This is a genomic window from Azospirillum sp. TSH20 (assembly GCF_003115935.1).
Classification (GTDB): Bacteria; Pseudomonadota; Alphaproteobacteria; order Azospirillales; family Azospirillaceae; genus Azospirillum.
Map to the genome: position 1 here is coordinate 1 of NZ_LGQU01000003.1, position 11749 is coordinate 11749.

General features: G+C 69.8%; 7 protein-coding genes. 3 read left to right on the forward strand and 4 right to left on the reverse strand.

Annotated features, from left to right (window positions below; all coding sequences use genetic code 11):
* Positions 1–328: 328 nt before the first annotated feature.
* From TSH20_RS01340 to TSH20_RS01350, 3 genes are read left to right on the forward strand one after another with little or no spacing between them, the layout of a single operon-like run.
* Positions 329–2863, forward strand: coding sequence for a response regulator (locus TSH20_RS01340; protein WP_247871530.1), 2535 nt, complete (start codon positions 329–331; stop codon positions 2861–2863).
* An 8-nt stretch (positions 2864–2871) separates the two neighbouring features.
* Positions 2872–4770, forward strand: coding sequence for a response regulator (locus TSH20_RS01345; protein ID WP_109073038.1), 1899 nt, complete (start codon positions 2872–2874; stop codon positions 4768–4770).
* A 59-nt stretch (positions 4771–4829) separates the two neighbouring features.
* Positions 4830–5024, forward strand: a complete 195-nt coding sequence (locus tag TSH20_RS01350; RefSeq protein WP_109073039.1) for a hypothetical protein — start codon at positions 4830–4832, stop codon at positions 5022–5024.
* Positions 5025–5064: 40 nt separating this feature from the next.
* Here TSH20_RS01350 and TSH20_RS34500 read toward each other — a convergent pair whose 3' ends face one another.
* The 4 genes from TSH20_RS34500 to tssM all read right to left on the reverse strand — a co-directional run bounded on the left by TSH20_RS34500 (position 5065) and on the right by tssM (position 11735).
* A complete protein-coding gene (locus TSH20_RS34500; protein WP_136704195.1) occupies positions 5065–5250 on the reverse strand; it encodes a hypothetical protein in 186 nt (61 codons plus the stop codon).
* A 397-nt stretch (positions 5251–5647) separates the two neighbouring features.
* A complete protein-coding gene (locus TSH20_RS01355; protein WP_158281934.1) occupies positions 5648–6079 on the reverse strand; it encodes an ATP-binding protein in 432 nt (143 codons plus the stop codon).
* Between the two features lie 26 nt (positions 6080–6105).
* Positions 6106–8112 carry a serine/threonine-protein kinase gene (locus TSH20_RS01360; protein ID WP_109073041.1) on the reverse strand — a complete coding sequence of 669 codons (2007 nt, stop codon included), beginning with the start codon at positions 8110–8112 and terminating at the stop codon, positions 6106–6108.
* Entirely contained in the window at positions 8094–11735 is a 3642-nt protein-coding gene (gene tssM / locus TSH20_RS01365; protein ID WP_109073042.1) for a type VI secretion system membrane subunit TssM, read from the reverse strand. Before tssM ends, TSH20_RS01360 begins: the two co-directional genes overlap by 19 nt.
* Positions 11736–11749: the final 14 nt, after the last annotated feature.

Below are 11749 nucleotides of genomic sequence, written 5' to 3' on the forward strand. Positions count from 1 at the left end.
ACGTCGGCCTTCGGGGCGCCAGTGGGAGTAGCGGGGGGAGTGGCGGGGGGCATGGTGGGGTCCTTCCTTGCGAAACTCACCGGCTTTTCAACGTCAACCCGTTGATACGGGCACCGTCGCATCCCGGATCTCCCGCCGGTCGCCGGAACTGCTTCAGGCTGTCGCATCCGTGCCAAAGCTGGGGTGCTAAACCTGCTGTTAACGCCTGACCTTCTAAGACGGGACAGTTCGGCGGCATTGCTGCCGGACGATCTTCCGGACCGACGGAGGCTTTGTGGACGTTGCAGACACCGACCGACCGCTCCGCACTGCGGGTGCCGCTGAACCGGTGACCGGGCCGTCCCGTCTTTCCGCCTCGCTTCCCGGCGCCCTGGCCGGGCTGACCGGCATCGGCACGCTTCTGGCGTTGTCCGTATCCGGCCGGATCGATCTGCCGGCCGCCGCCGCGCTGGCGGTCGCCGGCGGGCTGTCCCTGTGGAGCGCGGTTCGTGCCGGGTCCGCCGCCTCGGCCCTGGCCCGCTCCGACGCCGCCCTGCTCCAGGCGCGGGACGAGTTGGAGGGGCTGCGCGCCCGTTCCCGCGACTTTGCCGCCGTCTCCCCCGGCTGGTTCTGGGAAACCGGGTCGGACCACCGTTATCTGTCGCTGTCGGGCGGGCTGACGGCTCTGCTCGGCTGCGATCCGCGGACGGTGTTCGGCGATTCGCTGTTCGACCTGGGGACCTTGGTCGCCGACGAGGCGACCTGGGCCGAATACCGTGCCGACATCGAGGCCGGCCGGCCCTTCCGCGACCTGGAGGTCAGCTTCGAGGGGGTGGACGGCCGCGACCTCGTGCTGCGGCTCAGCGCCGATCCGGTGCGCAGTGCCGACGGGCGCTTCCGCGGCTATCGCGGCTGCGGCGTCGATGCCACCGTCGAAACGCTGGCGCTGGTGGAGGCGCGCTTCATGCAGGCGGTGGTGCATGATGCCATCGACAGCGTGTCCGAAGGCTTCGTCCTGTTCAGCGCCGACGGCCGGCTGCTGATCTGCAACGAGCAGTACCGCCGCGCCTATCCCACCATCGCCGACATGCTGACCCCCGGCCGCAGCTTTGCCGAGATCCTGCGCGCGGCGGCCGAGCGTGGCGGTTTGGAGGGCGCGGACGACATCGGCGCCTGGGTGGAGCAGCGGCTGACCCGCCACCTGCAGCATTCCGCTCCGGTCGACGGCCGGCTGTCCGACGGGCGCTGGTACCGTATCAGCGAGCATGCCACCGGCACCGGCGGCGTGGTGAAGATCCTGATGGACATCACCGAGCTGAAGACGCGGGAGCAGGAGCTTGCCGACCAGACCGCCCGCCTCGAACGGACCGTCGCCGCCCTGCGCGAAAGCGAGTTGCGCTACCGCCAACTGGTGGAACTGGCGCCCTACGGCATCGTCATCTGGGACCGCGCCGCCATCCGCTTCGCCAACGGCGCCGCCGCCGCGATCCTGGGCATGGCAGCCGAGGCGTTGGAAGACCTGCCGCTCGCCGGCTTCCTGGAGGATGGCGACGCGCTGGCGACGATGCTCTCCGGTGCCGCCGACGGCGAGGAGCAGCGGCTGGAATGCGACGCCCTGCGCCCCGACGGCGAGCGCCGCCGGCTGGAGGTCGCTGCCAGCCAGGCCGTCTATTCCGGCGGGCCGGCGGTGCTGCTGGTGTTGAACGACATCACCGACCGTCGCCGGGTCGAGGGCGAGCTGCAGCGCGCCCAGAAGATGGAGGCGGTGGGCCGGATGGCCGGCGGCATCGCCCATGAGTTCAACAACATGCTGACCGCCATCGGCGGCTTCGCCCGGCTGGCGGAACGCAACCCCGCCGATCCCGACCGCGTGCTGACCTGCGTGCAGGAGATCGCCAAGGCATCCGAACGGGCGGCGGCGCTGACCGGCCAGCTTCTGGATTTCTCCCACCGCCGCGTCACCGACGAACGCGAGGTGGTGGCCGTCGCGCCGCTGGTGCGCGACCTGCGCGTCTTCCTGAAACCGCTGCTCAGCGCCGGCATCGATGTGGCGATCCTGGCGGAGGATGAGGGCGCGCATGTGCTGGTCAACCCGGTCACGCTGAATCAGGCGCTGCTGAACCTGGCGCTGAACGGGCGCGACGCCATGCCCCACGGCGGTACCCTGACCATCGCCCTGGCGGTGGAGACGCCCGACGACGCCTTCTTTGCCCGCCATCGCAGTCTGAAGCCCGGCCGTTACGTGGTGATCCGCGTGACGGACCGGGGCACGGGCATCCCGGCGGAGATCCGTGACCGCATCTGGGAGCCCTTCTTCACCACCAAGGAACCGGGGAAGGGCACCGGGCTCGGCCTGTGGATGGTCTACGGCACGGCGCAGCAGTCGGGCGGTGCCGTTGAGCTGGAGGACATGGCAGGGGAGACCGGGCACGGCGCCACCTTCGCCCTTTATCTGCCGGCCGTCGATACGCCCGCCGAACCGGCCGGGCTCGACCCGCTGCACGTCGCCGAGGGAGAAGGGGCGGTCATCCTGCTGGTCGATGACGAGGACTCGGTCCGCCGCTATCTGCGCCTCGTGCTGGAGGAGGCCGGCTGCACGGTGGTGGAGGCGTCTGACGGGCAGGAGGCGCTGACCCGCTACGACGAGGCCGGCGGCCTGTTCGACGCGGTGGTCAGCGACGTGTCGATGCCGCGGATGAACGGTCTGGAGTTGGCCCGCGCGCTGGAGACCCGCAACCAGCTTCTGCCCATCCTGTTCCTGACCGGCTATGCCTCGCGCGAGACGGCGGCCGGGCTGACGGCGCAGGAGGGGCGGCAGATCGTGATGAAGCCGGTGACGCCGGAACGGCTGCTGGCCGCGCTCCGCGATCTTCTGGCCTTGTGAGGGCGGGGATGGAGGCGTCCCGTCACGACTCTCCGGCAAAGGGACCGGCAGCGGAGTCAGCGCCGGACGAGGCGGAGGGGACGGCCTCCGCCGCCTGCCGCGAGCCTGCCGACTTCTACACGCCCGCCGGCCGCGACGGCGTCGGCCGCTTCTGCCGCCGCTTCCTGGACGAGAACGCGCTGACCGCGACGGAACTGCTGCACCACCCGCGCCACCAGACGACGCTGTCCAACACCGCCACCTTCGTCGCCATCCTGACCCAAGCCGAGCGGGCGATGGACCGCAAAGGCGCGATGACCCCGCTGGTCAACGAGATCGCCCGGCTGTCGCGCGAGCGGCTGAAGGAAAACCCGCCGCCCGACTTCCTGCCCGACGCCTATCCCGGCACGGCGGCGGAACTGCTGTCGGTCGGCGGCTTCCTCGGCCGCTTCCTGCTCGACGCCGCCGTCACCCAGCACATCGCCACCTGCCGCAACTTCGCCGAGAAGGCCGAATCGCTGCTCGATCTGGCGGAAACCACCGAGCATCCCGACGCGCTGGCGCCGCTGGAACGGCTGCTGGGCGAAATCCTGCTGAGCGATGCCGGCACCGCCTCCTGCGCGCGCGATGCGCCCTTCGTCACGCTGATCGACCTGATCGTGACGCTGATCGCCGCCGACCGGCCGATGCCGGACGAGGCCCCGCCGGTGTTCCGGCGGCTCGACGCGCTGATGCGCCGGGTGCCGATGCCGGGGCTGCGTGACGCGCTGGCCGCCGCCTTCCGCCGCGAGATGGCCAAGCCCGCCTGCTTCACCATCGCCAGCGCCGGCGACATGTTCGGCATCGAGGCGGTGCAGCGCGAGATCCTGGCGCTGAGCGACCTGTCCGCCCGCCTGCGCGACCGCGAGGGCGCCTATGTCGGCGGCGCCCGCACCGAGGCGGCCCTTCAGCGCCGCACCGCCCTGCTGGTCAACGAGGATACGGTCCCGGAGATCACCCGCGGCCGCAACTTCATGCAGAAGCTGCGCATCCTGTTCGTGCTTCAGAAGATGCCGCTGTCGCCCTCCGCGGCCAAGGCGGTGACCGATTACCTGAAGAGCTTCTTCGACAGCCGCGACTTCGCCGGCCGCCTGCTGGACTGCTGGAAGGACCGGAACGAGAAGCTGAAGGGGCTGGCGGAGGTGCAGCGCATGGTGCTGTCCAGCGCCTTCCCGGAGGAGGAGCGGGAGTATCTCGGCGGCCAGCTCGACGACATCCAGAACGCCTTTCTGCGCACCCAGCGCGTGCTGGCCCCGCTGATCCAGGCCAAGGACGATCCGCCGGTGGACAGCGTGCTCGACATCGTCCGGCTGGCGGGGGAGGGGGCGATCTGCAGCGGCAAGAGCCGGCTGGCGGTGGCCCGTGTGCTCTACCGCCACTGCCACCGCCCGCGCTTCGTCCGCCATGTGCTGCTGAACGCGCCGGGGGCGAAGGAACGGACGGCGCGGGCGAACTGGCTTCGGCAATCGCTGGCGATGGTGGGCGTGCCCTTCATCGACCTCGCCGCGCAGCGCGTTCTGGTGGTGGATGACGAGGCCGGGCCGCGCGCCCTGGTCGCCTCCGTCCTGCAGGACCTCGGCATCGGCCATGTCGACAGCGCCGCCGACGGGCAGGAGGCGCTGGAGCGTTTCCAGACCGATGGGACCGCCTACGACCTGATCATCTGCGATTGGATGATGCCGCGTCTGAGCGGTCTCGACCTGCTGAAGCAGGTCCGCGAGTCCCGCAGCGACCTGCCGTTCCTGATGGTCACCGCGCTGGCGACGCTGGAGGCGGTGAAGAAGGCGCTCGCCCATCAGGTCAGCGGTTACATCGCCAAGCCCTTCACGCCCGACCAGTTGGAGGAGAAGGTCTTCCTGGTGCTGGCGCAGAAGGGGATCGGCGACTAGGGGACTTCCGTCGCGCCGGGCTGTTGTGGTGTGCGAGACCCTATCGAAGGAGCCATCCCATGGCAGACCAGAAACCCGCCAGCAGCAATGTGCTGTCCAACGAACCCGACCGCGACATCGCCGATCCGCTCGACGCAGCCAAGGCGGTGTCGGACACCGGCAAACCGATCACCCCCGATACCGAATCGGCCAAACACATCGACCGCCCGGCGGAAAAGGGCAAAGCTGGAAAGACTGCCGGAAAAACGAAATGAACGGGAAGCTCTCTCCCGGGGCGGGAGAGAGGCATTGGGCTCAGCGCAACTCCAAGCCGGCCTGTTTGAAGGCGCGGGCGAGGGCATCGACGATGGCCGGGTCGACCTCGCCCGTTCCGTAATCGAGATTCATCACGGCGTACCACGGAACGCCGGCCTTGTTCGCCAGCATCCGTGTCGACCAGCCAAGACGCAGGCGTGCCTCTTGGCACTGCGACCCGGTCATGATGCGTCGACTCCACACGTTAGCGTTTGCCTTCCATGGCATTGCCCCGATCCCGCCGCGAGAAGCCTGAATGGCCGATCCCGCCCGCAACCTGGGGCTATCCCCAATATTGCAAGAATTTGCCCGGCTTGTCATGTGTCGGGTTGTTGCAGAGCGAAACGCTCTGCTTTGCTGGATTGTCATGGAAGGCAATTTGCCGACATTCGATGAAAACCGCGGGAAGTCCGCAAGGCCATCAATATGACCTTATCGACGATGGGGACTTGCCCGGACTGCCGGCTTTTGGGTCGAACCGTAAGGTCGACAAGGCATAGATGACGATTTTTTGAAGTGAGTTTTGCAGAGTGCGCTGCCGCTTCCGGTTGCGTCTTTTCGAAAGCCTTCAGCCCCGCGGCCCTCAGCCGATGCTCTTGGACAGCAGGATCAGGTTCCGGTCGCCCTCGCGCCGGTAGCTGGCGTGGTCCATCGTCTTCTGGACCAGGAACACGCCAAGGCCGCCGACGCGGCGGTCGCCGACGTCGCTGGTCAGGTCCGGGGGTGGGGCTTCGGCGAAGGGGTCGAAGGCGTCGGCATCGTCCTCCACCTCCGCCCGCAGCTCGGTGCCGTCCGCTTCCATCCGCACCAGAATCTCGTGCGGGCCGGCATCGCCATAGCCGTAGGACACGGTGTTGGTGATGAGTTCGTCGAAGCAGAGGTTGAACTTGAAGGCGAGGGCGGGGGGCAGGTCGTTGCGCTCGATGAACTCGTCCACCGCGGCGGCCAGCCGTTCCAGTTCGGACAGGTCATTGCGCAGGACCATCTCCAGGCGGTTCGTCAGGGTGTCGTTCATCCGCTCCTCTGCCTCCATTCCGCCCGTTATGCCGCCACGCCGGCCACTGCCCAGCGGCGCAGGGCCGTCAGGGCGATCCGCTCCACCTCGCTCCAGCCGAGCCCGCTCGCCATCTCCGCCAGCGCCACCAGACGGCTTCGTGCGCCGGTGTCGCCGACCGGCGCATTGCCCAGATCGGCGGTCAGCCCGGCGACGAGGCCATACAGCATGGTCGACAGGCTGTGCATCAGCGCCGCGCAATCGGGCGCCGTCAGCCGGGTGGCGAACAGATAGAGCTGGCCGACGCCGCGCAGCCGGGCGGCGAAGCTCTCCGCCGTGCCGGCTCCGGTCGCGACCTCGCCGCGCAGCTCTTCAACCGACAGGCTGGCGAAGCGGCCGGCGGCGGCGATGAACTCGGCCACCGCGTCCTGAGGCAGGCCGCCGGTCGCTTGGCCGCCGGTCTCGAAAAGGCGCTGCGCCATGACGATCAGCTCCTCGATGTTGGCGAGGATGATGGCGACGCCGAAGCGGGCCAGCCCGTCGTTGCCGTCGGTGCAGGCGCGCAGGATCTGCGTCACCTTGCGGATGACCTGCACGGCGAACATCAGCATGGCGCTGCGGCTCTGCGCCAGTTCGGCCTCGGCGCCCAGCTCCTCCAGCGCGTGCTGCAGGATTTCCAGCCGCAGGAAGTCGAGCGACAGCATCTGGATGTCCGGGTTGTCGCCGTCCATCAGCACGCGGTTGAGTTCGCCGGAATAGAGGAAGAAGCGGCCGGACAGGTCGAAGGCGATGCGGGCCGCCGCCATCTTCGCCCGATCCGCCGCCGGCGTGCCGGCCAGCGCGCGCGTCATCGCCGCGAACAGCCGGACCATCGGCATCCAGTCGCGCCGCTGGCTGGCAGGGGCGGCGCGCGGCGCCGGGGTGGAGGCGACGATCAGCTCGGTCAGCGGCTCGATCCCGGCGCCAAGCAGCACCGATTGCCAGCGCTGGGCGTCGCCGCCGCTGCCCGCCTGCCAGTCGGCCAGCATGTCCAGCAGTTCGGTCAGCTTGCGGGCGTCCAGCGGCTGGCCGGGGATGGCGCGCAGGGCCGCTTCCAGCGCGGCGGCCAGCGCGTCGCGGTCGCGCAAGGGGGCGACGGTCGGAACCTCGGCATTGAACAGGGTTTGCTCGGCTGTGGGTACCGCCACCCGCATGGTGCTGGCAACCGCCAGCGCGTGGCGCAGCGCCTCGGCGAACTCCGCGGCGCTGGCGTAGCGATCGGCTGGTGCCTTGGCCAGCGCCTTCAGGATCACCGTGTCGAAGGGCGGCGGCAGTTCCGGATTGCCGTGCGACGGCGGCGGCGGCTCGACGAACAGGATCTGCTGCATCACCGTGGCGACGGAGCCGGAGAAGGGCCGCCGCTGCGCCAGCAGGTAATAGAGCACCACCCCGGCGGAGAACAGGTCACTGCGCGCGTCGGCCTTCTCCCCGCGCAGCACCTCCGGTGCCATGTAGGCGGGGGTGCCCAGCAGGTCGCCGGCCTGGGTCAGGTCGGAGGAGGAGATTTGCGCGATGCCGAAATCGGCCAGCTTCGGCGTCAAATCCTCCTGCACCACGATGTTGGCCGGCTTGATGTCGCGGTGGATGACGTTGCGGGCATGCGCGAAGGCCAGCGCGTCCAGCACCGCCGCCATCAGCGCGCCGCCCTGCTGCACCGACAGCGGGGTGTCGGCCTCCAGATACTGCTTCAGCTCCCGCCCCTGGATCAGCTCCATGGCGAGGTAGGGCGCGTCGCCCTGGGCGGCGTCCAAGGTGCCGTAGTCATGGACCCGGACGATGTTGGGGTGGTCCAGCTTCAGGCCGATCTGCGCCTCCCGCCCGAAGCGGGCGAGGACGGCGTTGCGTTCCGCCGCCGCCAGCAGCTCAGCGCGCAGAAGTTTCAGCGCGACCGGCTGTCCGGATCGCCCGTCGGTGGCGCGGTAGACCACGCTCATCGCACCCTGGCCCAGCACCCCCTCGACCCGATAGGGGCCGATGGGGCCGGGAAGCACGCCGCCTACAGCGCCGTCGGGCATCGGAAACTCTCCAGCAGGTTCTTGCCGAAGGGGTTGTTCACGCTGTCGGCCCGCAGGGCGAAGACCGCCTTGCGGGTGCCCACCGTCACCGAGAAGGTGAAGCGGTCGGGCTGCGGCGTGGACTCCAGCTTGCCGTCGGCGAGGAAATGGAACAAGGCCCAGGGACCCTGACGCGAGATGCCGGCCGGTTCGCCCGGCAGCGGCGGGCCGAAGCCGAGGCGCACGCTGCTGGTGCCCTCCGCCCCCGGCCATTTCATCACCTGCGGGCGGGGCGGGCCGTGCTGATAGATCAGCGTCTGGCCGTCGATGTCCATCGCCACCTGGGTTGCCTTGGCGTCCAACTCCACCGGCGTGATCTCGAACACCACCTTGGCGGCGGTGGCCCCGGCCGGGAACAGGCTGTCGCGGATGCGCGCCGCCCGCTCGAACTGGTCGAGCACGGCGGGTGGGATGCCCAGATCGACCTGATCCACCTTCTGCCACGCCCAGGGGCTGACCGTCATGTCGACGAAGGGGCGCAGGTTGGTGTTGAAGAACTGGTCGATCATGCCGCCCGGTGCGAACAGCTTGGCGAAATCGGCCGAGGTCACGTCGACCGGGCTGTTCGGCACCATGGGGAAGCGGTTGTCGAGCGCCGCCCGGCAGAAGGGCAGGACGGTTGACTGCCACGCCCTGTTGATCTGCGTCCGCGCACCGCCGGCGCTGACCGTCGCCGCGCTCTGCGCCACGGTGGCGACCATGCCGCCGACCGGGTCGGGCAGGTCGCGGGCGAGAGTGCGCAGCTGGGCCGCCACGGCTCCCTTGTCGCCACCGCCGGCCAGACCGGCCAGCAGCGCGCCGTTCTGGTCGGGCGCGTTGGCGGCCCGCGCGATCTGCTGATACAGCTCGCCCAGCAACTTCAGTGACTCGTCCAGCTTCGGCGGTGCGCCGCCTTCGCCCTGCACCAGTTCGCGCAGAGCCTTGAAATGGTCGTTGATCGGCTGGCCCGGCGGCGGACCCTCCGGCTGGAGCGAGACGCCGGCCAGCCGCGCCAGATAGGCGGCGTTGGTGCCGGTGGACTCCACCGCCTTCTCACCCGCCTGCGCCTGCTGCGCCACCCCAGCCAACGGCCCGCCGGCCACCGGCCCCTTGCCGTCCGCCGGTTTGTCGTTCGGGCCGGGCGCCAGCGTGGTCTGCCGAACCACGGCGGTCAGCCACAGCTTCAGCGGCGATTGCGGGCCGGACAGCGTGTTCAGCACGTCGGCGGCTTGGTTGAGGCTGCGCAGCGGCACGATCACCACGTCGCCCAGCATCTCGTCCCACTGGCGGGCGTAGCGATCCAGATAGACGGCGAGGATGCCCTGTTCCAGCCGCTGCGCGCTGGCGAGGGCCTGCGGTCCGCTGCTCGGCTGGCCCAGCACCCAGTTCTCGGCCACCAGCGCCTTGGCGACCTTGGGAAGCGCCGGCAGCACCGCCTTGTGGAAGCCGTCATAGGTGTAGAGGCCTGGGACGCCGTCCGACAGCGGCTTGCCCGACGGGCGGATCAGCACCCGCCCGGCCAGCGGCCCGGCATTGTCGACCAGCCGCCAGTCGGCCAACGCCTGGATCTCCGGACGGTCGCGCAGGATGGCAAAGCCGCGTTCGGCCAGCGGATAGTTGGTCAGGCTCTGACGTGCCTCATCGACCAGCGCCTCGTCCGGCGACATGGCGGGCAGCGGCGCGGCCAGCATGGCGTCGAGATGGGTGCGCAGGTCGCGCCGGATGCCGTCATAGGCGGGGCCGGGCAGCGACGCCATCCAGTCGAGCGCCATCCATTCCGACACCAGTGCCTTGTCCATCGGCCCCTTGCCGGCCAGCATTAGATAGACCTTCAGCGCCTGGAACAGATATTCGGGCCGGCCGCGCTCGTGGCGCAGCTGCCCTTCCACCCGCAGGAAGACGCGCGGCAGCAGCACGGCGTTCAGCGCCCGGCCATAGACCGTCCCGCTCTGCCGGCCCAGCCGGTCGCCCTGATAGAGGCCGCCGGTCATCTCCACCGGCGGCGGTTCGGTCCAGCCGGCGGGGATGGCGCGCAGCGTGTTCAGCGGCGGCACGATGGTGATGAAATCGGTGTCGTCCACCTTGGTCAGCGACCGCGGCGCGACGGCGAGCGGCTCCAGCTCGGCCTGCGCCTTGGCGGCGGCGGCATCCACCCCGGCGACCAGCGCGGTGTTTCCGACGAAGCTGTTCGCCCAGAAGGCGGCGACCGCCAGCCCGGCCAGCAGCATCGCCGCCATCGCCCCGCTGCGCAGCAGTCGCCGCCGCCGCTCCAGCCCGCTGTCGGCGCCGACCAGCCCGGCCTCGGCGAACACCACCTCGCGCAATGTGCGCGTCAGGAAGAAGCTGCGCCCGCCGCTGGCCGCCGGCAGCACCGGCCGCTCCAGCCCGAAGGACCCCGCCACCATTTCCGACAGCCGGTCCACCGGCGCGCCGTCCTGGGTGCCGCTGGTCAGATAGACACCGCGCAGCAGCGCCCGCTCCTCGTAGCGGTTGGGCTCGAAGATCACCATCAGCAGGTCGGCGATGGCCGGCTTCAGCGCGGCGATCTGCGCCGGGAACAGCGTGTCGAGCGACCGGCGCTGGATGTCGGATTCGCCATGGACGCGATCCAGCACACGGCGGGCGATACGGCCGGTCAGCGCGTCGAACTCCTCGCCGAAACGATAGACCGGGGCGTCGTCGCCCTTCCTGCCGTCGTCCAGCGGGAAGGTGACGCCCCACACCTGTTCGCGCTCCTCGCGGCTGAGGTCGTCGAAGAACTCGGCGAAGCCGGCGATCAGGTCGGCCTTGGTCAGCAGCACATAGACCGGCACGCGCGATCCGACCTGTCCGCGCAGCTCCTTCAGCCGCAGCTTCAGCTGCTCGGCATGGCCCTTGCGCTCCGGCTCGCTCCAGGCGGCAAGCTCGGCGAGGCTGACGGCCAGCAGGATGCCGTTGACCGGCTGGCGCGGGCGGTGGCGCTTCAGCAGGGCGATGAAGTTCTTCCACACCTTGCCGTCGATGGCCGGCTGGCTGTCCTGGGTGATGTAGCGGCCGGCGGTGTCGATCAGCACCGCCTCGTCGGTGAACCACCAGTCGCAATTGCGGGTGCCGCCGACGTCGCGCAGCGCCGCCCGCCCCATCTCCGCGGCCAGCGGGAAGCGCAGGCCGGAGTTGGCGAGTGCCGTCGTCTTGCCCGCCCCCGGCGCGCCGATCAGAAGATACCAGGGAAGCTGGTAGAGATAGCGCTGCCCCCATTTACCGCCGAAGCGCGCCTTGCGCAGCTGGTCCAGCGCCTCGCGCAGCCGGCCGCGCAGCAGGTCGGTCTCCTGGCCGACCGCTTCGGAATCGGGATCGCCCTTGGCGGCCGGCGTCGCCTTGGTCAGCGCCTGTACCATGCGGTCGTTGGCGCTGCGGTGGCGGTACAGCGACCATTGCATCGCCAGCGCCCACACCAGCAGGATGCCGAACACCACCGCCAGCCGGATGGTCGCATCCTCCAGCGGGAAGGTGCCGGACACGGCGACGAGCGGTCCGAGGAACCAGACGATGGCGCCCAGGCACAGCGCCGCGGCCAGCGTCAGGAACCAGCGGGAGGTCAGGGCGGAGAGGATGGATTTCAGCATCGGTGTTTCGCCAT